The sequence below is a fragment of the Alloalcanivorax marinus genome, from assembly GCF_016785095.1.
In the GTDB taxonomy this organism is placed as follows: domain Bacteria; phylum Pseudomonadota; class Gammaproteobacteria; order Pseudomonadales; family Alcanivoracaceae; genus Alloalcanivorax; species Alloalcanivorax marinus_A.
The window spans coordinates 233,022-255,798 of record NZ_JAEKJB010000010.1 but is presented as its reverse complement, the minus strand read 5'-3'; the positions used below and the strand labels follow the sequence as shown (position 1 = coordinate 255,798).

Sequence of the window (22,777 nt, the reverse complement as noted above, 5' to 3'; positions counted from 1 at the left end):
AACCCTTTCCGGCGAGCAACAGGGTAACCGCGCGAGCGGCTACCCTGTTTGTGTTATAGCGATATACGTGGAGATGACTCGACCATGGGTGTGGTGACCAAACGTTCCTCGATGACATTCTTTTCTTCCCCGAACGATCATTACTGCCATCGGGTGCGCATCGTTCTGGCGGAAAAAGGCGTGACCGTGGATATCGTCGACGTGGACAACGGGGACAAGCCGGAGGATCTGGCTTCTCTGAACCCCTACAACGAGGTGCCCACCCTGGTGGACCGGGAGCTTACCCTGTACCAGTCCACGGTGATCATGGAGTACCTGGATGAGCGCTTCCCGCATCCGCCGCTGCTGCCGGTATATCCGGTGGCGCGGGCTCAGAGCCGGCTGCTGATTCACCGCGTGGAGCGTGACTGGTGCCACAACGTGGATGCTCTGCTGGCCGGTACCGAGAAGGAGGCGAGCCTCAACAAGCGCCGCAAGGAGCTGCGTGAGGGCCTGATCGCCACCGCGCCGATCTTCAGCGAGCTGCCGTACTTCATGAGCGAGGAATTCACCCTGGTGGACTGCGTGGTGGGCCCGATCCTGTGGCGGCTGCCGGCCATGGGCGTGGATCTGCCGGCCAAGCAGGCCAAGCCGCTGCTTGATTACGCCGAGCGCCTGTTCGACCGTGACGCCTTCCAGGCCAGCCTGTCCGATGCCGAGCGTGAACTGCGCCAGCGTCTGTAAGCCCTATGAGTGAAGAGATGACCCCCAATCGCCCGTATCTGATACGGGCGATGCACGAATGGATCTGCGACAACGGTCTGACCACGCACCTGGCCGTGGACGCTCACTACCCGGGCACCGAGGTGCCGCAGGAGTTCGTCCAGGATGGCCAGATCGTGCTCAACATCGCGCCTCGGGCGGTGACCGCCTTCGAAGCGGGCAATGATGCGATTACCTTCTCCGCCCGTTTCGGCGGCGTGCCGCGCACGGTTTACGTGCCGGTGGAGGCGGTGATGGCGGTGTTCGCCCGCGAGAACGGCCAGGGTATGGCCTTCGAGCCCACCGAACCGCCACCGGAGCCACCGAGCCCCCCGGAGCCGGACAGCGACGACAAGCCCTCCCGCGGCAGTCACCTCAAGGTCGTCAAGTAAAAAGCCGCCGCCCCGGTCGGGGCGGCGTTCCTATATCAGCGTGGGTATCAGCGCAGGGACTTGAGCAGATCCGGCAGGAACAGACTGATCTGCGGGAACAGGGTGACCAGCGCCAGCACGCCCAGCAAGGCCAGCAGGAATGGCCAGATGCTGCGGATGATGCGTTCCACCGGTACCCCGGATATCTGACTGGACACGAACAGGTTCACCCCCAGTGGCGGCGTCAGGAAGGCGATCTGGATATTGGTTACCAGAATGATCCCGAAGTGCACCGGGTTGATGCCGAAGGCGGTGACCAGCGGTACCAGGATCGGTGCCAGAATGATGATCGCCGACATGGTCTCCATGAAGGTGCCCACCAGGATCAGGAAGACGTTGATCCACAGCAGAATCACCAGCGGATCGGTGGATACCCCGGACAAACCCGCGGAAATCTGCTGGGGGATGGTTTCCAGGGTGATCACCTTGGCGAGCAGGGCGGAACAGGCCACCACGACCATCAGGGCGCCGGAAATCCGGTGGGTCTGTTCGAACGCCTCATGCAAGGCCACGCGGTCCAGGCGCCGGTATACGAAGCGTGCCACCACCAGGGCGTAGAACACCGCCACCACGGAGGCCTCCACCGGCGTGAACAGGCCGGAGTAGATGCCGCCCAGGATCAGCACTGGCAGGAACAGGGCGTATTTAGCCTGCCAGACCAATGACGCCACGCTTTCCTGCTCGTCCTCGCTATCGTGAACCGGGGCCACCACGGCACCGGAGCGCTTGGCCATGATGTAGGCGGTGCCCACCAGCACGGTACCCATCAACAGACCTGGCAGCAGGCCGGCGGCGAATACATCGGCGATGGAAACGTTGGCGATGATGGCGTAGATGATCATCGGATTGCTGGGTGGGATCAAAATCCCGAGGGTGCCGCCGGTGGCGGTCACCGAGGCCGCGTAAGGCGCCGGGTAGCCGTAGCGAACCATGGACGGGATCATGATCGAACCGATCGCCGCCACGGTGCCCGGGCCGGAACCGGAGATGGCGGCGAAGAACATGCACGAAAGGATCGTCACGATCCCCAGGCTCCCGGGTACATGGCCAAACATACGCCGGAAAATGCGGATGATGTCGTGCGTCAGGCCGCCTTTTTCCATGATGTTGCCGGCCAGGATGAAGGCGGGAATCGCCAGCAGGGCGAAATTGTCGACGCCGTTGAAGATGCTTTGCGCGGCGAACACCAGGTCCGCGCCCAGCAACCAGGTGGCGGCGAACCCGGTCAGGCCCAGAGCCGCGTAGATCGGCACCCCGAGCAGCAGCAGAACCGGAAGCAGGATGATCAGAGCCAGTTGTACGTCGGTCATGCCAGGCCCTCCGTACCGTGCCCGTCGCCGTTATGAGCGAACAGCCGCCCCAGTGCCGAAAGGATGAAGGCAAGCACCAGCACCACGAACAGGTAATTGGTATTGAAGCCGAGTACCGGCGATACGCTGGGGTATTTGATGCCGTCGATGACGTTGCGCACGCAGTACACCACCATCAGCAGATCGAACAGCAACAGCAGGGCGGTCACCACCCCTTCCACCACCCGCCGGCCGACGCGCCGGCCCAGCCAGTCCGCGAACACGCCGATTCGCAGGTCCGCCTTCATCAGCGAGGAATAGCTGCCACTGATGAACACGAAGGAGATGAAGGCGAACCGCGACATTTCCTCGGTCCACTCCATGCCGGCGTTGAAGCTGCGGCCGACGATTTGAAGCAACAACGCCAGCACCATGCCGGACAACAGCAGGTGACAGAGCGTCAGTTGTGTTTTTCTGAGTATGCGATACATAAAAGTCTCCCGCCGGCGGGTCCGCAGGCCCGCCGGGCAGCGCTTGTTTTATTGTTGAGTCGCTTTGTAGTCTTCGAGGATGCTCATGGCCTTCTCGGTGAGGGCCTCGCCGTCCTTGCCGATCAATGGGTAATAGTTCGGCCAGGCAGCGCGGGCTTCCTTGAGCCACGGGGTCTCATCCTCGATGTCGCTGATCCGCACGCCGGCTTCCTCGGCCTGTTTCCACCAACGGGCCTCATCCAGCGGCTGCCACCAGCGCACGTATTCGGTGGTTTCCCGGCCGGCGCGCAGCACCGCCTCGCGCAGGTCCGGATCCAGATCCTGGAACCAGCGCTCGGAGACCACGATGGGGTGGGTGAGAATGGTGTAGTGCAGGCGGCTGATGCGGCCGATCACTTCGTCGAATTTCATGCCGATGATGTCGCTCACCGGGCTGTCGCCGCCTTCCACCACGCCTTGCTGCAAGGCACTGTAGAGCTCGTTCCAGGCAATCGGCGCCGGCGAGGCATCCCAGGATTTGTAGGTGCCGAGCATGATGGCGTTGGGCGGCACGCGCATTTTCAGCGGCGCCAGATCCGCGGGCTTTTGAATCGGCTCGGGCGCGTTGTAAAAGAAATGCCGCCAGCCGGTATTTTCCCAGCCGATGATGCGCACTCCGGCCTCCTCGATGACGCGGGGTTGCAGGATCGGCGTGATGTGATCGAGCAGGTAATTGGACTCTTCGGTGCTTTGCGTCAGGTAGGGCAACAGCAGAACGTTCAGGCTGGGCGCGACCTGGGCCATGTTGTTGGTGGCCGGGATGGTGACCTGGATCACGCCTTGGCGGGCCTGCTGCAGCATTTCCTTTTCACTGCCCAGTTGCGATCCGGGGAAGATCACCGGGCGGATGCGGTTGTCGGTGTAGATGGCGACCAGCTCGGCGAAGCGCTTCAACGCCACGGTCTGGGAACTCCACTCCATGTTCAGGGAGTGGGCCAGGCGCATGGTAATCTGGTCGTCCTTCTTGGGCACCGACTGCCAGTCGAAGGGGTTGGGCGTGGCCGCGCGCGCTCCGGTGGCGATGATCAGGACGGCCAGCACCGTCAGTTTGGCGATTCTTTTCATGATTATGACCCTGTTGTTATGGCTGTGAAGCGCGATCGTCATCGCCGACGAGCGCGCTTTTTCCTCGCGTTGGGGCGAGCGTCACCAGGCCAGATAGGCGGCTTGCTCGATGGTGTAGAACGCCGATGCGGACGCGCCCACCGAGTAGGCGCCCAGACCGGAGTGCTTCATGCCGCCGAACGGCATGTTCACGTCGGGCACCGTGCCATTGTTCACATGCAGCATCCCGTTGCGGCTTTCGTCCAGAAAGCGCTGGATCAGGGCGTGGGAGTCGGAGAACAGGCTCGATGTTAACCCGTATTCGGTGTCGTTCAGTATCGACAGCGCCTGGTCGGCGCTGTCATAGGCCAGCACGGACAGCACGGGCCCGAAGATCTCTTCGCGGCTGGCGGTGGTGGATGCGCCGGCGTTATCCAACAGCGTGGGCTGATAGAAATAGCCGCCCTCGCAGCCGGCCACGGTGGCGCTCTCGCCGCCGGTGACCAGGGTGGCGCCTTCGTCGACGGCCCGGGCGGTGGCGGCGCGCACGCTGTCGAAGTGGGCCGCGTTGCACAGCGGTCCCAGAGTGGTGGTCGGTGCCAGGCCGTCGCCCAGGGTCAGGGCACGGGCTCGTGCCGCCAGCCCTTCGACCACCGCGCCATGAAGATCGTGATGCACGATCACCCGGCTCAGGCTGGTGCAGCGCTGGCCGCCGGTCTGGAAGGCGGCGCCGAACACCTGGTCCAGGCAGCTATCCAGGTCGGCGCTGTCGTTGATGATCACGCCGTTCTTGCCACCCAGCTCCAACTGGGCGGGCACCAGGCCGGTGGCGGCGGCCTGGCCGACCTTGCGGCCCACCGCCACGGAGCCGGTGAAGCTGACGCCGTCGAAGTGGCCGGCAGCGGTGAGTTCGCTGGCGAAGGCGCCGCCGCAGGGCATGACCTGCACCAGGCCGGCGGGGAAATGGCGTTCGGCGATCTCCGCCAGAATGAACGCCGTCGCCGGCGTGAACTGGGACGGCTTGATTACCAGGGCATTGCCGAAGGCGATCGCCGGGCACAGCTTGCGCAGCGGCGTCATCGCCGGGAAGTTCCAGGGGCAGATCGCCAGCAGGGTGCCACGGGGGCGGCGCAGGATCAGGTTGCGCACCCGGGGCCGGGCGGCGGCGCTGGTCTGCAGTTGCTGGCGAGCGGCCTCGCCGGCCATGAACTTGCCTTCCGCGCAGCCCTTCAGGGTTTCGTTGCGGGCTTCGGCCAGGGGCTTGCCCTGTTCCAGGGTGATCGCTTCGGCGATGCGTTCCACGTTGGCGATCACGTCGTCCAGAAAAGCGGTGAGCCGGTCGCCGCGCGCCACCGGTGGCACCTCCGACCATTGCGCCTGGGCCTGAGCGGCGGCGGCCAGCACCGCCTCCACGCCGGCGCTGTCGCCGACCTCGGCGTAGGCCCCGACGATTTCGTCGGGCCGCGCCGGATTGCGGGTTTCGAAGACGTTGCCGCCACCGTTGTGATTGCGGTAATCGAATTTCATTGTGCGTGCTCCCGAAGAGGAGGGTTATCGAGGATCAGAGCCGCGCCTTTTTCACCGATCATCAGCGAGGGCGCGTTGGTGTTGGCGGAGGTCACCACGGGCATTACCGAGGCGTCGACCACGCGCAGGCCCTGTACGCCGCGCACCCGCAATTGCGGGTCCACCACGGCCCGGTCGTCGCTGCCCATGCGACAGGTGCCAACGCAATGGAAGACGGTGCCGCCTTTGTGGCGTACCGCGTCCCACAGATCGTCGTCGTTCACCACGCCGGCACCGGGTTCCATTTCCAGATCCCAGAGGTCCCGGAACGGCGCTTGAGCGGCGATCTCGCGAAGGATCTTCACGCCTTCCACGATGACCTTGCGGTCGAACGGGTCGGCGAAATAATTGGGGGCGATGTCCGGCGCCGCCGCCGGATCGGTGGAAGCGATGCGCACCGTGCCTCGAGAGCGGGGATGGCATTGCCACACCGAGGCGGTGAAGCCGGGATAGTCGTGCAGAGGCGTGCCGGGTTTGTCCACGGAGAGGGGCATGACATTGAACTGCACGTCCGGGCGGTCGCTCTCGGCATGGCGGGTGCGGGCACTGCCGCCGACCTGGCCGGCGCCCACGGTAAGGGTGCCGGAGGCGCGCAGCAGCCATTCCAGGCCCATGCTCGCCAGTTTGAAGGGGTTGCGAATGTCGCTGTTGAGCGACAGTTTTTTCTTCAGCCGGTAGATGATGCGCACCTGATAGTGATCCTGCAGGTTGGCGCCCACCTCCGGAGACTCATGGACCGGCTCGATGCCATGCTCGCGCAGCAACTCGCCGGGACCCACGCCGGAAAGCTGCAGCAACTGAGGAGTCTGCAGGGCACCGGCGCACAGGATGACTTCCCGGGCCGCCCGGGCCTGATGGTTTGTACCGCCCTGACGCCATTCCACCCCCACCGCGCGCTTGCCCTCGAAGAGCACCCGGTTGGCCGGTGCTTCGGTGACGATGGTCAGGTTGGCGCGGTCCTTCACCGGGGTCAGGAAGGCTTTGGCGGAACTGCAGCGCCAACGGCCCTTGAGGCTGAGTTGATAGGGGCCCACGCCACGGGTGTCACTGCTGTTCATGTCCGGGTTGTAGGGCAGGCCCCAGGCCTCGGCGGCCTGCAGCCAGGCGCGGCAGGCCGGGTTGTCGGTGCGCATGTCGGAGACCTGCATTTCCCCGTCGGCGCCGCGCGAGGCGTCACCCTGGCCGGTGTAGCACTCCAGTTTGCGGAAGTAGGGCAGTACCTCGTCATAGGACCAGCCGGTGGCGCCTTGTTCCGCCCAGCCATCGTAATCCTCGCGTTGGCCGCGAATGAAGATCAGGCCGTTGATGGAACTGGAGCCCCCGATCACCTTGCCTCGGGGCCAGACGATGTTGCGTCCGCCGCTGCCCTCGGAAGGCCGGGTGTCGAAAAGGCGGGCCACCCGGGTGTCGTAGATGGAGCGGTAGTAACCCACTGGGAAATGCAGCCAGAAGTTACGGTCCCAGCCGCCGGCCTCCAGCAGCAGAACCCGGTTACGGCCGTCGGCGGAAAGCCGGTTGGCGACGATGCACCCGGCCGAACCGGCGCCTACCACGATGTAGTCGTATTGGTTGTCGGACACCGTTTACTCCTCGGTGTTATTGTTTGATCTAAAGTCATGAAGTCATAATGTTATGACATCAGTTGATGCGGACGTTTCCACATGCTAGGGTCCCTGTCAAGCGTTTCCCGGCGAACACGTGCCCCCGGCATCGCGCGGTGACGGCATTCAAAAAGCGGTGAGGATCATTACCATAAGGGCGCCGTTGCCCCGTTCAGGCAGTGGCGGGAACGGGCCTCGACGGGCACCCGGTGGCGGGTTGCCGGTACGGGTCCGGCGTTCACGCATCCGCCCCGAGGCGGTTACCGGGAAAGGATTTGATGGCTGATCAAAACGATGAAAAAGGGGTGTTCGACGCCAGTCCGATACCGCTCTATGTGCAACTGGCGGACATCATCCGCTATCGGATCGACCGGGGAGTGTGGCAGGAAGGCAGCATGCTGCCGCCCATCGAGACGCTGATGAAGGAATTCTCGGTGTCCCGCATCACGGTGCGCCAGGCGCTGCAGTTGCTGGCCCGCTCCGGCCTGCTCAAGGTGCAGCGTGGAGTCGGCACCCTGGTTCTCAAGAGCGCCGGCGAGCGGCATCCGGTGAAGGTGGAAACCACCCTGGATGCCTTGGTGGAGGCCTACCGGGGCGATGAGCCAGTGGTCACCAATATTTCCGATTCCAGCACGCCGCCGAGCCTGACCGAGAGCGATGGCGTGCCGGCGGCGGCCTACCACCATTTGCGTCGGGTGCACGCCCGCAAGGGCGTCAAATACTGCGTGATTTCCATCTACCTGGAGCAGGGCGTATTCGAAAAGGCGGAGCAGCGTTTTCGTGATGAGATCATCCTGCCGGTACTGATGTCCCTGGACCTTACCGTGGCCCAGGCCAAGCAGAGCATCACCATCTCCAAGGCGGATCTGGAAGTGTCGCGCTTGCTGGACATGCCGCTGGGCGATCCGATCGCCAATGTGCGGCGGGTGTTGGTGGACCCTGACAACACCATTATCTACGTCGCCGAGGCGGTGTACCGCGGCGATTACATACACTTGGAAATGGATCTGAAAGCATGAACCAACCGGTCGCCATCCGCGATATCGAGGCCTTTGTCTACCGTTGTCCCCTGGAAACGCCGGTGCAAACCTCCTTTGGGACCATGATGGACCGGCCCATGGTGGTGGTCAGGGTGACCGATCAGGATGGCCACCGGGGTTGGGGCGAGATCTGGTGCAACTTTCCGATGGTCGGCGCTGAGCACCGGGCGCGGCTGGTGAGCAGTGTGTTCCAGCCGCTGATGGCCGGCACGGAATACGCTTCGCCGGCGCGGGCCTTCGCCGCCCTGGGCGCCGCCACCCGGGTCCTGGCGCTGCAATCCGCGGAACCCGGGCCGTTCGCCCAGTGCCTGGCGGGTATCGATCTGGCGTTGTGGGATCTGTGCGCCCGCCGTCGGGGCGAGCCCCTGTGGCGCTATCTGGGCGGCGCCTCCGGTCGCATCGCCGTGTACGCCAGTGGTTTGAACCCCACCGAGCCGGAGCGTTTGGCGGCGCGGGTGGCGACCGCCGGCTATACCCGCTTCAAGCTGAAAATCGGTTTCGGGGCCGAGCGCGACCGGGCCAATCTGGCCGCGTTGCGCGATACCCTGGGTGCCGACGCGGACCTGATGGTGGACGTCAACCAGGGGTGGAGCCTGCAACAGGCCCGGGAGCAACTGCCGGGGCTGGAGAATCGGGGCTTGAAGTGGATCGAGGAGCCGCTGCTGTGCACCTCGCCCTGGTCGGAGTGGCGAACCCTGGCGGCGATGACGGAGATTCCGGTGGCGGCCGGTGAGAATCTGATGGGCGAAGAACGGTTTCGCGAGGGCATCGACAGCGGCGCGCTGTCGATCATTCAGCCCGATGCCGCGAAGTGGGGCGGCATCAGCCAGGGCTTGCCGCTGGGCAAGGCGATCAATGATGCCGGCTTGCGTTATTTTCCCCATTACCTGGGCGGTGGCATCGGCCTGCTGGCCTCCGGCCATCTGCTGGCGGCGGTGGGCGGCGAGGGCGCCCTGGAGGTGGACGCCAATCCCAACCCGTTGCGCAGCGCCTTGACCCCGACCCTGAACCGGGTCGACAACGGCGTCGCCGATCTTGGCGACGCGCCGGGCATCGGCCCGGTGGATGGTTTGGCGGAGCTGGAACGTTACCGGGTGTTGTGAGCCGCGATCAGTCGATGTATTCGATGATCTTGACGATCTTCTGTACGCCGCCCACCTGTTTGACCTGCTCCACCACCGCGTTGGCCTCATCGTGGCTGAGCAGCCCGAGCAGATAAACCACGCCATTCACCGTCACCACCTTGGTGCGCATGCCCGGGGCGTCGCTGTTCACCAGCAGCCGGCTTTTTACCTTGGTGGTGAGCCAGGAGTCGTTGGTGCGCGCCAGGGTGGAGGTCTTGCCGGACACCTTCAGCTCATTGTGCACGTGGCGTACATGGCGGACCCGGTCGGCGATGTTGCCGGCCTGGGCGCGCAGCGCGTCGCTGGCCACTTCCCCGGCCAGCAGCACATTGCCATTGAAGCTGACCACCACGATATGGCTCTCGTCCAGTTCGGCGCTGGCGCGTGCCAGGTTGATCTTGATCTTGCGCTCGATGTTGCCGTCCTCGACGAAGGCGCCGAAGGTACGCGAGCCGTGGTCGCGGTCCACTGGCTCCTGGGACATGTTCTTGGTCAGGCTCGCGCAGCCGGACAGCATCAGGGTGGCGAGCAGGGCCATTAACCCGAGAGCACGCATCAGGGTCCTCCGAACAACTGTTGGTCGATAAAATCGCACAGGGCGTGAATCACCAGCAGGTGCACCTCCTGAATGCGGGCGGTGGAGCTGGCGGGTACCCGGATTTCGATATCGCCGGGGCCGTAAAGGTTCACCATCTCGCCCCCCTCCTTGCCGGTCATGGCCACGACCTTCATTTCTCGGTCATGGGCGGCCTGGATCGCCTGGATCACGTTGGCGGAATTGCCGCTGGTGGAGATCGCCAACAGTACGTCACCGGTGTTACCCAGGGCGCGCACCTGCTTGGAGAAGATTTCGTTGTAGCTGTAATCGTTGGCGATCGAGGTGAGCGTGGAGGAATCCGTGGTCAGCGCCACGGCGGGCAGGGCCGGGCGTTCCATCTCGAAGCGGTTGAGCAGCTCGGAGGAAAAATGCTGGGCATCGCCGGCGGAACCGCCGTTGCCGCAGGTGAGAATCTTGCCGCCATTGAGCAGACACTCAACCATCACCTGGCCGGCGGCGGCGATCACCTCGGGCAGTACCTCGCCGGCCTTGGCCTTGGTCTCCAGACTTTCGGCGAACAACTGTCTGATGCGGTCCACACTCATTATCGATCTCCATAAAATGCGTTCTGTACCCAATGATAGCGGACCATGCCGCCATCATCCGGTTCCAGGCCCAACACATCGAAGCGGCAGGGCCGGCGCGCCTGGTGGGGATGGTGGCCCAGGTAATGACGGGCCGCCAGGATCAGACGGCGCTGCTTGCGGCTATCCACCGAGGCCAGGGCGCCACCATGGCTGCCCCCGGCCCGCCAGCGTACCTCCACGAACACCAGCGTCTCGCCGTGCTCCATGATCAGATCCACTTCCCCCAGGCGGCACTGGTAGTTGGCCGCCACCGGCGTCAGTCCCTGGCCGCGCAGCCAGCGCAGCGCCCATTGCTCGGCCCGGTGGCCGCGTTGTTTACGCCAATGCATGAGGCATCCCTTCCTCGTTGTCGTGGTGATGGCGGCACCGGTCCCGGGTGCCGCCGGCGATGCTAGTCCTGCCCGACCGGGCGGCCGCTGATGCTCGGCAGCGGTTCCGGCTCGCCATGGCGGAACACCGCCCAGTTGGAGTCGCGTACCAGGCGCGCGCCTTCCAGGTGCAGGTTGCCGGTGACCCCGGGCAGCTCGCCGCCGCTCAGGCTGCGCAGCATGGACAGCCGTGCCTGCAGGCGGTAGGCGTCCACGCCCATGGCGAACAAACGGTTATAGCGGCCGTGGCCGTCCGGCCAGGTTTCGTCCGCCAGCCGGTGCAGGCGGGTATCCTGGTAGAGAATCCAGGGCATGTCCACGAAGCGCACGCCGTTCAGGTCCTGGTCGCGGCGCGGCGACGGCGTCCCGTCATAAATGTAGGACGTGGTGTAGACCGGTAGCCGGCGCCCGTAGTGGAAATTCAGCAGCGGCTTGATCTGGCGGCCCTGGTTGGGGCTGGCCACCAGGAACAGGAAGCTCATGTCCTCGCCAAGGCGTGGCTGGTACTCGGTCTTGCGGCCATAGCGATCGGTGCGCGGTCCGCCTTGCAGGTCTCGGGCCGCCGCCATCAGGTTCTTCACCGTTTCGCCCATGTTGTCATCGCCGAAGGCGCTTTCCAGGCTGACTTCGCCACCACGTTCCCGCCAGGCGTCCATGAAGGCGCCACTGATACGGCGACCCCAATCGCTTTCCGGAAACAGCACGCCCACCCGCCGGTGGCCCTCGCGCCACGCCTGGCGCGCCACCTGGCGGGCCTCGTCCTCCGGCGCCAGACCGAACTGGAACAGCGGCGCGTTACGGCTGCCCTGGTCCAGATAGTTCAATGCCAGCACGGTGACCGGCGGCGCGCCCCGGGCGGCCAGCTCGGCGACCTGCTCCTTGGCCAGCGGGCCCACCACGAGCTGGGCGCCATCGGCCACGGCGCGCTGGAACACGGCGCTCACATCGGCGTTGCTGACATCGTAGAAGCGCAGGTCGGGGGTCGGGTTGCCAGCCTGCTCGGCGCTGTAATAGCCGGTCATCATGCCATCACGGATGGCGTCCGCCGCCGGCGCCAGATTGCCGCTTTCCGGCAGCAGCACGGCCACCCGTTGCGGGCGCTGGCGGGCGGCTTTCTGCATCGCGCCCACCATCCCCGGGAGCTGGTGGGCGGCCGGGTGGTTGGGCCATTGGTTACGCCAGGCATCCAGGCGCTGCACCTGGTTGTCGATATCCGCCTGCGGGTCGCGGTACAGCAATGCCAGCTCCAGCCAACCGCGCAAATCCCCGGACGCTTCCTCGGAACGCTTTTCCAGGGTATCCATGGGCAGGCTCATGAGCGCTTCCCAGGTGAGCTTGCGACTGTAGCGCTGGTCGTCCTGATCGAGCAGTGCATCCACCGCCACCCGCTCGCTCACGCTGTCCATCAGCCGGCCGTCCAGGGCCAGGGCGTCGGCGTGCAGCAATTCCAGGCGCGCGCGGCGCTGGGCGTCGAGCCCGTCGATGGTGCCCCGGGCACCGTCCAGCAGTTCGAGGGCCTGGCCCGGTTGCTGCAACGTCAGCCAGCATTGCGCGCGCAGCCACAGCCAGCGATAACGCTGGTCCTGGGACTGGGCGCTGTCGGCCACCCGGTCGAGCAGATCGGCGGCGTCCTCGGCGCGCTGGTTGACCAGATAGTAACGGGCCCATTGCAGCGCTCTCTCGGTGCGCACCGGTTCCGCCAGCGTCGCCAGTTGGGCGTTGGCATCCGCCAGTTCGGCCGGGGCTTCGCGGAGCGGCGCTCCCCGGTGGGGGCCCGAGGTGTCCTTGGGAGTGGGTACTTGGCAGGCGGCGAGCAACGCGATCAGCGCCATCGCGGCCAGGCGGGCCGGTCGGAATTCCATGACTTTGGGGCAACCCCTTTGCTACTGCGGGAAAGAAGCCGCTATTGTAGGGCCTGTTCGCACCGCTTGCACCACGCCGGGGGTGCTGTTTCGGGGCGTCCTTCTCACTCCCGGACAACTCTTTAACACTACTTCGGGATACAACGGGCATGAGCGGTTCCCTCTACGTGGTCAGCACGCCGATCGGCAATCTTGACGACATCACCCGGCGCGCGTTGACCGTGCTCGGCGAGGTGGACTGGGTCGCCGCGGAGGACACCCGGCACAGCCAGAATCTGCTTGACCACGTGGGCGTGGCCACGCGCCTGATCAGTTACCACGATCACAACGAAGCCCAGCGCACCCCGGAGCTGGTGAACCGTCTGCGCGAGGGCGACAGCGGCGCGTTGATCAGCGACGCCGGCACGCCGCTGGTGAGCGATCCGGGTTTCCGTCTGGTACGGGCCTGCCAGGACGCCGGCGTGCCGGTGGTACCGGTGCCCGGCGCCTCGGCGTTGCTGGCGGCCCTGGCGGTGGCCGGCCAGCCCAGCGACCGATTTCTGTTCGAAGGCTTTCTGCCCGCCAAGGGCGCGGCCCGGGAGCGGGCCCTGGAGCGGCTCGCGGGCAGCGACGCCACCACCCTGATCTACGAGGCGCCGCACCGGGTTCTGTCGCTGCTGGAGGCGCTGGCCCCCAAGGTCGGCGCGGACCGCGAGCTGACCCTTTGCCGGGAACTGACCAAACGCTTCGAAACCGTGCGCCGCGCGCCGGTGGTGGAGATCCTGGAGTGGGTACGCGGCGACAAGGATCAGCAGCGCGGCGAGCTGGTGCTGGTATTGTCGCCGGCGGCCCGCGGCGAGGTGCTGGGCGAGCGTGACCGGGCCCTGGCCCGGGCTCTGCTGGATGAACTGCCGTTGTCCCGGGCGGCCCGCGTTCTGGCCGCCCACACCGGCCTCAAGCGCCAAGAGCTCTACGCTTATCTGGAAACGCTGTAGGGCCGCCGAGGTATCCGTCGCGACTGAAGTCGCTCCTACGCCTCCACCGTAGGAGCGACTTCAGTCGCGATCAGGCGTGCAGCATTGCCCTGTTTTGTCTGCTATGATCCACGCCGGACCGGTCAGGCAGCCGCTGGTGGCGTTTCGTCACTGGAGGAAAGTCCGGGCTCCACAGGGCAGGGTGCCAGGTAACGCCTGGGGGCCGCGCTGGCGACGGCGTGGTCACGGACAGTGCCGCAGAAAACAGACCGCCCGTTCGTTCGCGAACGGGTAAGGGTGAAAAGGTGCGGTAAGAGCGCACCGCGCCGCTGGCAACAGCGGTGGCAGGGTAAACCCCACCCGGAGCAAGACCAAATAGGGATCCCATGGCGTGGCCCGCGCTGGATCCGGGTAGGTCGCTAGAGGCCCGCGGCGACGCGGGTCCCAGATGAATGGCTGCCCACGACAGAACCCGGCTTATCGACCGGTCCACCCAAATTCCGCCGCGAGCCGGCTCGCGGCTTTTACCCCGTCTCTTGTCTAAAGGTCACTCTCTTGACCTTGATCAGTCCACCTGACGCCGCCGCTGGCTATGCTCCTGCCGGAGACAGACGGGGGAATCATGGCCAAAGCGGATATTCTGTTCGAAAGCGACGACCACCGGGTGGTGCGTTACGCCGATCTGGTGAAGGGCGAGGGCATTCAGGCCAATCAGTTCGCCATCCGTCATGGTTCCCACGGCGCCCTGATTGATCCGGGCGGCGACCTTACCTTCACGCCGCTCACCATCGAGTTGAGCCGGCATCTCAATCTCCAGGGTCTGGATTACATCCTCGCCTCCCACCAGGACCCGGATATCATCGCCTCGCTGCCGCGCTGGATGCTGCATTCCAACTGCAAGGTGGCGGTTTCCCGGCTGTGGTCCCGGTTCCTGCCTCATCTGGCGTCCACCTTCGTCACCAGTCGGGTGGGGGAGCAGTGGCAGTCGCGCATCCTGGCGTTACCCGACGAAGGCGCCCGGCTGCCCTTCGGGGACACCGAGCTGTGGGCCCTGCCTGCCCATTTCCTGCATTCGGTGGGGAATTTCAGCTTTTTCGATCCGATCAGCCGGATTTTGTTTTCCGGCGATATCGGTGCCTCCCTGGATGGCGAGGAAGCCGCGGTGGAGAAGTTCGACGATCATGTGCCCGCCATGGCCGGCTTTCATCGCCGCTATATGGCGGGCAACCGGGCCTGCCGGTTGTGGGTGCATATGATCCGGGAACTGAAGCCGGCGATGATCGTACCTCAGCACGGTGGTTACTTTGACCGCCCCGATACCGTGGCGAGCTTCCTGGACTGGCTTGAGCAGCTCGAATGTGGTCCGGATTTGATGGAGCCCCGTCAATACCGGCTTCCCCCGCGAGTCAGTACTTACCCGGAATAGAACACGGTAAGCAAAAATAAGCCTTCCTTATAATAAAAAAGTCTAATACTTAAAGTATTTTCTCGGAAACGCCCGTCAGGGCCCTGATTCCGCACATAACAGCCTCCCCCACACCTTACCCAGCCTCTTTGTGACTCAGCTAACAAACTGATTTGCAAAGAGTTTCTTTTACATTCGCCATTGTCGTCGTGCTTGACTTGCCGAATAGGGTGGACCTAGAGTGTCGCAATGTGGTGAAAAGTGGGATGAAGTGGAGAAAAACATTCATCCGGTGGCTCGAAGTGGGGTGAACCCGCACAGACCCGAGAGAGGGGAAGGCCAGTGTTCAACGGGCGTACGGCGCTCAATCTGGATGCCAAGGGTCGGCTGACCGTGCCGACCCGCTACCGTGAGTCGCTGAATAGCGCTTGCGGCGGTCGCCTTGTGCTTACCCAACACCCCTACGACGCCTGTCTGGTGATGTATCCCGCCCCGGAGTGGCGCGATATCGCCCGCCAGGTGGCGAGCCAGAGCGACGCCCATGCCCAGGTCCGCGCTCTTAAGCGGCGGTTTCTGGGTCAGGCCGCGGAAATGGAAATGGACGGCAGCGGCCGGCTGCTGGTGCCACCGGAGTTGCGTGACGTGGTTGGCCTGGAGAAGCGCGCCATGCTGGTGGGCTTGATGCACCGTTTCGAGATCTGGGCCGAGGACACCTGGAACGAACTGGAACAACAGAGCCTGGATCAGGAAGCCATGCCCGAAAGCGTGCAGGCCCTGTCCTTCTAGGGTCATAGGGCGGCGGGTATGAGCAACGACAACAAGCAGTACGAACACCAGCCGGTGATGCTGGAGGAGGTACTGGAAATGTGGTCCACCCGCGCGGATGGCTTTTACGTGGACGGCACCTTCGGGCGCGGCGGTCACAGTCGCGCGCTGCTGGGCCGTCTCGGTGCCGCCGCCCGGCTGGTGGGCGTGGATCGGGACCCGCAGGCGGTGGCCGCCGGCGAGGCCCTGGCCGCCGAGGACCCGCGTTTCCATATTCACCGGGCCCGTTTCGACTGTTTGCCGGAGCTGGTGGCGGCCGAGGGGCGCGCCATCGATGGCCTGTTGCTGGACCTGGGCGTGTCCTCGCCGCAGCTGGACGACGCCAGCCGTGGTTTCAGTTTCCTGCGTGACGGTCCGTTGGACATGCGCATGGACCCGGAGCATGGCGAAAGCGTGGCCGACTGGCTGGCCCGCGCCGAGGAAAAGCAAATTGCCGACGTGCTGTATCAGTACGGCGAGGAACGCAAGTCACGCCGCATTGCCCGGGTGATCCGGGAGCGGCGTGAGCAGACACCGATTCGCGGCACCGCCCAACTGGCGGAGCTGATCGAGTCGGTGGTAGGGCGTGGCGAGCCGGGCAAGCATCCGGCCACGCGCAGCTTTCAGGCGTTACGCATCCACATCAACGGTGAGCTGGATGCGTTACGCAACGTGTTGGATCAGGCTCTCGAGACGCTCGCCATCGGCGGGCGTCTCGCCATTATCAGCTTCCATTCCCTGGAAGACCGGCTGGTGAAGCGTTTCATTCGCGATCACTCCGGCCTGGCCCCCAAGGGCCGGGGCGGCCTGCCGATGATGGACGAGCCGCCCGAGCGGCTGCGACCGCTGGGCAAGGCCCGCCGTGCTGGCGAGGCGGAAGTGCGCGTCAACGCGCGCAGCCGCAGCGCGGTGCTGCGCGTGGCGGAGAAAGTAGCGTGAGCGCGCGCTGGCTGGCGCCGCTGCTGGTTGCCCTGGTGGTGCTGACCGCCCTGGGCGTGGCCTATAGCGTGCACGAGGCGCGCCGGCTCACCGACCGCGCCCAGCAACTGCAGCGAGAACAGGCACAACTGGAAACCCGTTGGGGCCAGCTGCTGCTGGAACACAGTACCTGGGGCAGCTACGCCCGGGTGGAGCGCCTGGCTCGCGAGGAGCTGGGTATGAAGTTACCGCAAAACGACGAGCGAGTGTTGATACGGCCATGAAAGGGGCGCGTCGAACCTCACAACCGGCCAAACGGCAAACCAACCGGACCCTGCGCTGGCGCTTCGTGCTGGGTTTCTGGGCGGTATGCGGTGCCGTTCTGGTGGGACGCGCGGTGCAGTTGCAGGTCGTGGAGCAGGAGTTTCTCGCTCATCAGGGCCAGATTCGCAACCTGCGTGTGGAGCCGGTGGCCGCCCATCGTGGCGTGATCCGTGACCGTGAAGGCCGCCCCCTGGCCGTCAGCACCCCGGTCACTACCCTGTGGGCCAACCCCAGCGAAGCCCTGGAACACCCGGAGCAATGGAGCCGGCTGGGCAATAACCCGATCATCGACCGGGCCCGTTTCGCCAAGCGTATCGAGCGCCATCAAAACAAGGAATTCATCTACCTGGCTCGTGGGCTGGCCCCGGAGCAGGCGGCCACCGTGCTCGACAAGGGCGTGCCCGGCATCCACAAGCTCACCGAGTACCGCCGTTATTATCCGGCCGGTGAGGTCACCAGCCATGTGGTCGGTTTCACCGACATCGACGAGCGCGGCCAGGAAGGCGTGGAGCTGGCGTTCGAGGATCGTTTGTCCGGCCAGCCCGGCCGTAAGAAGGTTGTCCGTGACCTGCTCGGTCGGGTGATTCAGGACATTGAGGTAATCGAGCCGGCGGCGCCGGGCAAGGACGTCACCCTGAGCCTGGACCTGCGCCTGCAATACCAGGCCTATAAGGAACTGCTCGCCGCCACCCGCCGCTTCAAGGCCAAGGGCGGTTCCGCCGTGGTGCTGGACGTGAAGACCGGCGAGATCCTGGCGATGGTCAACCAGCCCGCCTACAACCCCAATAACCGGGGCAACCTGGATACCGCCAGCCTGCGCAACCGGGCGGTCACCGATCTGTTCGAGCCCGGGTCCACCATGAAGCCGTTCACCGTGGCCGCCGCCATGGAACAGAACCTGGTGACCCCGACCACGGTGATCAACACGCATCCGGGCTATCTGCGCGTGGGTTCCAAGACCATTCGTGACCACCGCGATTACGGCGTCATCGATGTCACCACCGTGCTCACCAAGAGCTCCAACGTGGGCACCAGCAAACTGGCCCTGGCCATGGAGCCGCTGGTGCTGCCCGGTTATCTGGAGCGGTTCGGTTTCGGCCAGCCCACCGGCATCTCCTTCCCCGGCGAGAGCAACGGCATGCTGCCGCTGCGCACCCGCTGGCGGGACGTGGAACGGGCCGCGCTGTCCTATGGCTACGGCGTGAGCGTGTCCGCGCTGCAGCTGGCCCAGGCCTACGCCATCATCGCCAACCACGGTCGCAAGGTGCCGCTGTCCCTGCGCAAGGTGGACACGCCGCCGCAAGGCGAGCAGGTGATCGCGCCGGAAACCGCCGATTCCCTGGTGCGCATGCTGGAAACCGTGGTCAGCCTGGAAGGCACCGCCCGGCGCGCGCGCATTCCCGGCTACCAGGTGGCCGGCAAGACCGGCACCGTGCACAAGGTCACCAGCCACGGTTACGCCGACGACCGTTACATCGGCCTGTTCGCCGGCATTGCCCCGGCGTCCAATCCGCGTATCGCCGCCGTTGTGGTGATCGATGATCCGCGCGGCGACGCCTATTACGGTGGCCTGGTGGCGGCGCCGGTGTTTTCCTCCATCGTTGGTGGCGTGCTGCGCACCCTGCATGTGCCGCCGGACAAGACCGACGGTCTGATCGCCGGCGATCTGGACGGGGAGGGGCGCTCATGATCACGCTGCGCGACCTGCTTCCCGATCAGCCGCTGCCGGCGGCCCTGCAGGCACGGAGCGTGCCTGCCTTGCGTCTCGACAGCCGCGCCGTGGAGCGCGGCGATCTGTTCCTGGCGGTGCCCGGCCACCAGGTCGATGGCCGCCGCTTCATCGACGCCGCGATCCGCGCCGGCGCCGCCATCGTGGTGGAGGAGGGTGACACCTTCGCGGTGCATGGCCAGGAGCCGGTGGCGCGTATCGTGGTGCCGGATCTGCGACGCCAGGTAGGCGATCTGGCCGCCCGTTTTTACGGCCAGCCCGGGCGGCAGCTGAAAGTGATCGGTGTCACCGGCACCAATGGCAAGACCAGCATCACCTGGTTCCTGCGCGATGCCCTGGACGCCCTGGGTTATCACTGCGGCCTGATGGGGACCCTGGGCCTGGGCCTCAAGGGCGAGGAGATCACCACCGGCCACACCACGCCGGACCCGATCACCCTGCAGCGCGGCCTGCGCGAGCTGTGCGATGCCGGCGCCGATATCGTGGCCATGGAGGTCTCTTCCCACGCTCTGGATCAGCACCGCCTGGGCGACACTCCGGTATGGGCGGCGGTGTTCAGCAATCTGAGCCGCGACCATCTGGATTACCACGGTGACATGGACAGTTACCTGCTGGCCAAGGTGGCCTTGTTCACCCGCCCGGATCTGCGCGAGGCGGTGATCAATGGCGATGACCCGTCGGCGCCGGTGCTGCTCAGCCGGCTAAACGACGGCGTGCGCTGCATCATTTTTGGCGCCCAGGCCGGCGCCACGGTGCGCTGCGTGGCCAGCCAGCCCCATGAAGCGGGCGTGGACCTGCGGCTCACCGTGGGCGGTGAAGCGATCAACGTGTCGGTGCCGCTGTTCGGCGCGTTCAACCGCAGCAACCTGATGGCCGTGGCCGGGGTGCTGCATGGTCTGGGCGTGGAACCGGAGCGTCTGATCACGGCGCTCAACGCCATTACCCCGGTGCCGGGCCGCATGCAGCCGGTGCGGGAGCCAGGCAAACCCACCGTGATCGTCGATTACGCGCACACTCCGGATGGTCTGGAAAAAGCGTTGGCGGCGGTGCGCGAGCATTTCCCCGGTCGGCTGCACTGCGTGGTCGGCTGCGGCGGCGATCGGGACACCGGCAAACGCCCGTTGATGGCCGCCGTCGCCGAAGCCGGCGCCGACCAGGTGATCCTGACCAGCGACAACCCCCGTGGCGAGAACCCGCAAGCGATTGTCGACGCCATGCTGGAAGGCGCCACCAACGCGGCGGCGCTGATCGTGGAGCTGGACCGCCGGACGGCGGTGAACCAGGCCGTGGCAGCGGCCGGTCCCGGTGACGTGGTGCTGTTGGCTGGCAAGGGCCATGAGGATTATCAGGAAATTCACGGTGAGCGGTTGCCCCTGGACGATCGCCTTCTGGCCCGCGAGGCCCTGGCGGCCTGGACCGGCCAAGGGGGTGCGGCATGATGCGTTTGTCCGAGATTCGTGACTGGACCGGCGGCGAACTGCGCGGCGTGGATCACGCCATCACCTCGGTGAGCACGGACACCCGCTCCCTGGGCGAGGGCAGCCTGTTCGTGGCGCTGCGCGGCGAGCGCTTCGATGGCCACGATTTCCTCGCCAGTGCCCGTGATGCCGGCGCCCGGGCCGCCCTGGTGGAACGGGATCAGGAGGTGTTCGACAGCCAGGTGCGCGTGGCCGATACCCGTCAGGCCCTGGGCCGGCTGGCCGCCGGCTACGCCACCCGTTTCCCGATTCCGCGCGTGGCGGTGACCGGCAACGCCGGCAAGACCACCGTCAAGGAGATGATCGCCACTCTGCTGGGCGAGGGCACCCTGGCCACTCGGGGCAACCTGAACAATGACATCGGCGTGCCGTTGACCCTGCTGGGGCTCAATGAAAGCCACCGCCGCGCGGTGATCGAGCTGGGCGCCAACGCCCCTGGCGAAATCGCCTGGACGGTATCGCTGGTGAAGCCGGACGTGGTGCTGGTCACCAATGTCACCGGCGCGCATCTGGAAGGCTTCGGCAGCATGGATGGCATCGCCCGCGCCAAGGCGGAAATCTTCACCGGCTGCGCGGAAGGCGCCACCGCCATCATCAACAATGACGACAGCTACGCGGACTTCTTCGCCGAGCGGGCTCGGGAACAGGGTTTGACCCTGTGCCGCGTGGGCGGCACCGACGGTGATCTGCGCGCCGAGTTCGTCTGTCTGGATGACGCCGGCGCCGACTTCTTGCTGCAGCCCCTGGGCGTGCGCGTACGCCTGCCGCTGGTGGGTGCCCATCAGGTCGGTAACGCCCTGTTGGCACTGGCGGCGGTGCGGGCCCTGGGCGTGGATCTGGCCGAGGCGGCGCCGCGCCTGAACGAACTGAAGCCGGTGCCCGGGCGCATGAACGTGATCCCCTGCGCCGGCGGCACTGTGGTGGACGATACTTACAACGCCAACCCGGGTTCGGTGCGCGCCGCCATCGCCTGGCTGGCGGGCCGACCGGCGCCGCGCGCGCTGGTGCTGGGCGCCATGGGTGAGTTGGGGCCGGACGCCGAGGTGCTGATCGGTGAATTGGGCGAGGACGCCAAACAGGCCGGTATCGAGACGCTGATTACCCTGCCCGGGGCGGAAGCCGCCGCCGAGGCATTCGGGGACGGCGCCCGGCCGGTGGACAATCATGACCACGCCGCCCGTGAAGCCGGGGGAATCCTGGCCGTCGGCGGCACCGTACTGGTCAAGGGGTCGCGCTTTGCCCGCATGGAGCAGGTGGTGCAACGGCTTACCAACGAGGGGGAGAAGCACTGATGCTGCTTTGGCTGGCGGAGCAACTGGCCGATTTCTATAACGGCTTTCTGGTGTTCCAGTACATCACTCTGCGCGCCATTCTGGCGGTGCTGACGGCGCTGTTTCTGGCGTTCTGGATCGGTCCGGTGATGATTCGCAAACTCCAGGAAAAGCAGGTCGGTCAGGCGATCCGCGACGACGGCCCGAAAAGCCACCTGAGCAAGGCCGGCACGCCGACCATGGGCGGTGGTCTGATCCTGGTGTCCATCGCCATCGCCACCCTGCTGTGGGCGGACCTGGAGAACCGTTTCGTGTGGATCACCCTGGCGGTGCTGGTGGTGTTTGGCGCCGTGGGCTGGGTGGACGACTGGCGCAAGGTAGTGGAGAAGAACCCGCGCGGCCTGCCGGCGCGCTGGAAATATTTCTGGCAATCCGTGGGTGCCCTGGGCGCCGGGCTGGCGCTGTATTTCACCGCCCAGAGCCCGGCGGAAACGCAGTTGATCGTGCCGTTCTTCAAGACCGTGGCCATCAACATGGGCGTGTTCTACGTGGTGCTCACCTATTTCGTGATCACCGGCGCCTCCAACGCGGTCAATCTCACCGACGGCCTGGATGGTCTGGCGATCATGCCCACCGTGCTGGTGGCGGCGGCGCTGGGCATTTTCGCCTATGCCAGCGGTCACGCGGAGTTCGCTACCTATCTGCAGATTCCCTACATCGCCGGCGCCGGTGAGCTGGTGGTGATCGTTGCCGGCCTGTGCGGCGCCGGGCTGGGTTTCCTCTGGTTCAACGCCTATCCGGCCCAGGTGTTCATGGGCGATGTGGGCGCGCTGGCGCTGGGCGCGGTGCTCGGTGTGATGGCGGTGATCGTCCGTCAGGAAATCGTGCTGTTCATCATGGGTGGCGTGTTCGTGATGGAGACCGTGTCGGTGATGTTGCAGGTGGCCTCGTTCAAGCTCACCGGCCGTCGCATCTTCCGCATGGCTCCGATTCACCATCACTTTGAACTGAAGGGCTGGCCGGAGCCGAAGATTATCGTCCGGTTCTGGATCATCACCGTGATGCTGGTACTGGTGGGTCTCGCGACCCTGAAAATCCGCTAGGGGTTTTGAGT

The 22,777-nt window shown here is 65.5% G+C and carries 22 protein-coding genes and 1 other RNA gene; 14 read left to right on the top strand and 9 right to left on the bottom strand.

Annotated features, from left to right (window positions below):
* Positions 1–84 precede the first annotated feature (84 nt).
* A complete protein-coding gene (locus JF515_RS14845; RefSeq protein WP_203105236.1) occupies positions 85–723 on the top strand; it encodes a glutathione S-transferase N-terminal domain-containing protein in 639 nt (212 codons plus the stop codon).
* A 17-nt stretch (positions 724–740) separates the two neighbouring features.
* Complete coding sequence (locus JF515_RS14840; protein ID WP_203105235.1) at positions 741–1,133, top strand: ClpXP protease specificity-enhancing factor; 393 nt, start codon at positions 741–743, stop codon at positions 1,131–1,133.
* Positions 1,134–1,180: 47 nt separating this feature from the next.
* Here the strand turns inward: JF515_RS14840 and JF515_RS14835 are convergent, their stop codons facing one another.
* The 5 genes from JF515_RS14835 to JF515_RS19700 all read right to left on the bottom strand — a co-directional run bounded on the left by JF515_RS14835 (position 1,181) and on the right by JF515_RS19700 (position 7,181).
* Positions 1,181–2,482 carry a TRAP transporter large permease gene (locus JF515_RS14835; protein ID WP_203105234.1) on the bottom strand — a complete coding sequence of 434 codons (1,302 nt, stop codon included), beginning with the start codon at positions 2,480–2,482 and terminating at the stop codon, positions 1,181–1,183.
* A complete protein-coding gene (locus JF515_RS14830; RefSeq protein WP_203105233.1) occupies positions 2,479–2,952 on the bottom strand; it encodes a TRAP transporter small permease in 474 nt (157 codons plus the stop codon). The genes JF515_RS14835 and JF515_RS14830 overlap by 4 nt, the downstream gene beginning before the upstream one ends.
* Positions 2,953–3,000: 48 nt before the next feature.
* On the bottom strand, positions 3,001–4,056 hold the full coding sequence (locus JF515_RS14825; protein WP_203105232.1) for a TRAP transporter substrate-binding protein: 1,056 nt from the start codon (positions 4,054–4,056) through the stop codon (positions 3,001–3,003).
* Between the two features lie 81 nt (positions 4,057–4,137).
* Positions 4,138–5,562 carry an aldehyde dehydrogenase family protein gene (locus tag JF515_RS14820; protein WP_203105231.1) on the bottom strand — a complete coding sequence of 475 codons (1,425 nt, stop codon included), beginning with the start codon at positions 5,560–5,562 and terminating at the stop codon, positions 4,138–4,140.
* A complete protein-coding gene (locus JF515_RS19700) occupies positions 5,559–7,181 on the bottom strand; it encodes a GMC family oxidoreductase N-terminal domain-containing protein (RefSeq protein WP_203105230.1) in 1,623 nt (540 codons plus the stop codon). Before JF515_RS19700 ends, JF515_RS14820 begins: the two co-directional genes overlap by 4 nt.
* A gap of 299 nt (positions 7,182–7,480) precedes the next feature.
* Between JF515_RS19700 and JF515_RS14810 the strand changes: the two genes are divergently transcribed.
* The gene (locus tag JF515_RS14810; protein ID WP_203105229.1) at positions 7,481–8,221 is read left to right on the top strand and encodes a GntR family transcriptional regulator; all 741 of its coding nucleotides are present in this window, start codon (positions 7,481–7,483) and stop codon (positions 8,219–8,221) included.
* The gene (locus tag JF515_RS14805) at positions 8,218–9,345 is read left to right on the top strand and encodes a mandelate racemase/muconate lactonizing enzyme family protein (RefSeq protein ID WP_203105228.1); all 1,128 of its coding nucleotides are present in this window, start codon (positions 8,218–8,220) and stop codon (positions 9,343–9,345) included. Before JF515_RS14810 ends, JF515_RS14805 begins: the two co-directional genes overlap by 4 nt.
* Positions 9,346–9,352: 7 nt before the next feature.
* On the opposite strand, the gene JF515_RS14800 is transcribed toward JF515_RS14805, so the two are convergent.
* The 4 genes from JF515_RS14800 to JF515_RS14785 form a co-directional block, all read right to left on the bottom strand.
* Complete coding sequence (locus JF515_RS14800; protein ID WP_203105227.1) at positions 9,353–9,922, bottom strand: BON domain-containing protein; 570 nt, start codon at positions 9,920–9,922, stop codon at positions 9,353–9,355.
* A complete protein-coding gene (locus tag JF515_RS14795) occupies positions 9,922–10,509 on the bottom strand; it encodes a phosphoheptose isomerase (protein WP_203105226.1) in 588 nt (195 codons plus the stop codon). Before JF515_RS14795 ends, JF515_RS14800 begins: the two co-directional genes overlap by 1 nt.
* Positions 10,509–10,880: a YraN family protein gene (locus tag JF515_RS14790; protein ID WP_203105225.1), complete on the bottom strand. Its 372-nt coding sequence runs from the start codon at positions 10,878–10,880 to the stop codon at positions 10,509–10,511. The genes JF515_RS14795 and JF515_RS14790 overlap by 1 nt, the downstream gene beginning before the upstream one ends.
* A 62-nt stretch (positions 10,881–10,942) precedes the next feature.
* Positions 10,943–12,781: a penicillin-binding protein activator gene (locus tag JF515_RS14785; RefSeq protein WP_203105224.1), complete on the bottom strand. Its 1,839-nt coding sequence runs from the start codon at positions 12,779–12,781 to the stop codon at positions 10,943–10,945.
* Between the two features lie 149 nt (positions 12,782–12,930).
* Here JF515_RS14785 and rsmI point away from each other — a divergent pair, with 149 nt between their 5' ends.
* From rsmI to mraY, 10 genes are all read left to right on the top strand, one after another.
* Positions 12,931–13,755 carry a 16S rRNA (cytidine(1402)-2'-O)-methyltransferase gene (rsmI, locus tag JF515_RS14780; protein WP_203105223.1) on the top strand — a complete coding sequence of 275 codons (825 nt, stop codon included), beginning with the start codon at positions 12,931–12,933 and terminating at the stop codon, positions 13,753–13,755.
* A gap of 114 nt (positions 13,756–13,869) precedes the next feature.
* Positions 13,870–14,230: RNase P RNA component class A (gene rnpB, locus JF515_RS14775), an RNA gene on the top strand.
* Positions 14,231–14,356: 126 nt separating this feature from the next.
* Positions 14,357–15,160, top strand: coding sequence for an MBL fold metallo-hydrolase (locus JF515_RS14770; RefSeq protein WP_203105222.1), 804 nt, complete (start codon positions 14,357–14,359; stop codon positions 15,158–15,160).
* A gap of 321 nt (positions 15,161–15,481) precedes the next feature.
* On the top strand, positions 15,482–15,925 hold the full coding sequence (mraZ, locus tag JF515_RS14765; protein WP_203105221.1) for a division/cell wall cluster transcriptional repressor MraZ: 444 nt from the start codon (positions 15,482–15,484) through the stop codon (positions 15,923–15,925).
* 18 nt (positions 15,926–15,943) lie between these two features.
* Positions 15,944–16,882 (top strand): 16S rRNA (cytosine(1402)-N(4))-methyltransferase RsmH, encoded by a 939-nt coding sequence (rsmH, locus tag JF515_RS14760; RefSeq protein WP_203105220.1) that lies wholly within the window; start codon positions 15,944–15,946, stop codon positions 16,880–16,882.
* A complete protein-coding gene (gene ftsL / locus JF515_RS14755; RefSeq protein ID WP_203105219.1) occupies positions 16,879–17,145 on the top strand; it encodes a cell division protein FtsL in 267 nt (88 codons plus the stop codon). Before rsmH ends, ftsL begins: the two co-directional genes overlap by 4 nt.
* Complete coding sequence (locus tag JF515_RS14750) at positions 17,142–18,875, top strand: peptidoglycan D,D-transpeptidase FtsI family protein (RefSeq protein ID WP_203105218.1); 1,734 nt, start codon at positions 17,142–17,144, stop codon at positions 18,873–18,875. Before ftsL ends, JF515_RS14750 begins: the two co-directional genes overlap by 4 nt.
* On the top strand, positions 18,872–20,353 hold the full coding sequence (locus JF515_RS14745) for a UDP-N-acetylmuramoyl-L-alanyl-D-glutamate--2,6-diaminopimelate ligase (protein WP_203105217.1): 1,482 nt from the start codon (positions 18,872–18,874) through the stop codon (positions 20,351–20,353). The genes JF515_RS14750 and JF515_RS14745 overlap by 4 nt, the downstream gene beginning before the upstream one ends.
* Positions 20,350–21,684 (top strand): UDP-N-acetylmuramoyl-tripeptide--D-alanyl-D-alanine ligase, encoded by a 1,335-nt coding sequence (locus tag JF515_RS14740; RefSeq protein ID WP_203105216.1) that lies wholly within the window; start codon positions 20,350–20,352, stop codon positions 21,682–21,684. Before JF515_RS14745 ends, JF515_RS14740 begins: the two co-directional genes overlap by 4 nt.
* A complete protein-coding gene (mraY, locus tag JF515_RS14735; protein ID WP_203105215.1) occupies positions 21,684–22,766 on the top strand; it encodes a phospho-N-acetylmuramoyl-pentapeptide-transferase in 1,083 nt (360 codons plus the stop codon). Before JF515_RS14740 ends, mraY begins: the two co-directional genes overlap by 1 nt.
* Positions 22,767–22,777 lie beyond the last annotated feature (11 nt).

What these genes read in the sequence shown, in the direction of transcription:
- JF515_RS14845 (WP_203105236.1), top strand. Translation starts at nt 85, where the DNA reads ATGGGTGTGGTGACCAAACGTTCCTCGATGACATTCTTTTCTTCCCCG.
- JF515_RS14840 (WP_203105235.1), top strand. Translation starts at nt 741, where the DNA reads ATGACCCCCAATCGCCCGTATCTGATACGGGCGATGCACGAATGGATC.
- JF515_RS14835 (WP_203105234.1), bottom strand. Translation starts at nt 2,482, where the DNA reads ATGACCGACGTACAACTGGCTCTGATCATCCTGCTTCCGGTTCTGCTG.
- JF515_RS14830 (WP_203105233.1), bottom strand. Translation starts at nt 2,952, where the DNA reads ATGTATCGCATACTCAGAAAAACACAACTGACGCTCTGTCACCTGCTG.
- JF515_RS14825 (WP_203105232.1), bottom strand. Translation starts at nt 4,056, where the DNA reads ATGAAAAGAATCGCCAAACTGACGGTGCTGGCCGTCCTGATCATCGCC.
- JF515_RS14820 (WP_203105231.1), bottom strand. Translation starts at nt 5,562, where the DNA reads ATGAAATTCGATTACCGCAATCACAACGGTGGCGGCAACGTCTTCGAA.
- JF515_RS14810 (WP_203105229.1), top strand. Translation starts at nt 7,481, where the DNA reads ATGGCTGATCAAAACGATGAAAAAGGGGTGTTCGACGCCAGTCCGATA.
- JF515_RS14805 (WP_203105228.1), top strand. Translation starts at nt 8,218, where the DNA reads ATGAACCAACCGGTCGCCATCCGCGATATCGAGGCCTTTGTCTACCGT.
- JF515_RS14800 (WP_203105227.1), bottom strand. Translation starts at nt 9,922, where the DNA reads ATGCGTGCTCTCGGGTTAATGGCCCTGCTCGCCACCCTGATGCTGTCC.
- JF515_RS14795 (WP_203105226.1), bottom strand. Translation starts at nt 10,509, where the DNA reads ATGAGTGTGGACCGCATCAGACAGTTGTTCGCCGAAAGTCTGGAGACC.
- JF515_RS14790 (WP_203105225.1), bottom strand. Translation starts at nt 10,880, where the DNA reads ATGCATTGGCGTAAACAACGCGGCCACCGGGCCGAGCAATGGGCGCTG.
- JF515_RS14785 (WP_203105224.1), bottom strand. Translation starts at nt 12,781, where the DNA reads ATGGAATTCCGACCGGCCCGCCTGGCCGCGATGGCGCTGATCGCGTTG.
- rsmI (WP_203105223.1), top strand. Translation starts at nt 12,931, where the DNA reads ATGAGCGGTTCCCTCTACGTGGTCAGCACGCCGATCGGCAATCTTGAC.
- JF515_RS14770 (WP_203105222.1), top strand. Translation starts at nt 14,357, where the DNA reads ATGGCCAAAGCGGATATTCTGTTCGAAAGCGACGACCACCGGGTGGTG.
- rsmH (WP_203105220.1), top strand. Translation starts at nt 15,944, where the DNA reads ATGAGCAACGACAACAAGCAGTACGAACACCAGCCGGTGATGCTGGAG.
- JF515_RS14750 (WP_203105218.1), top strand. Translation starts at nt 17,142, where the DNA reads ATGAAAGGGGCGCGTCGAACCTCACAACCGGCCAAACGGCAAACCAAC.
- JF515_RS14745 (WP_203105217.1), top strand. Translation starts at nt 18,872, where the DNA reads ATGATCACGCTGCGCGACCTGCTTCCCGATCAGCCGCTGCCGGCGGCC.
- JF515_RS14740 (WP_203105216.1), top strand. Translation starts at nt 20,350, where the DNA reads ATGATGCGTTTGTCCGAGATTCGTGACTGGACCGGCGGCGAACTGCGC.
- mraY (WP_203105215.1), top strand. Translation starts at nt 21,684, where the DNA reads ATGCTGCTTTGGCTGGCGGAGCAACTGGCCGATTTCTATAACGGCTTT.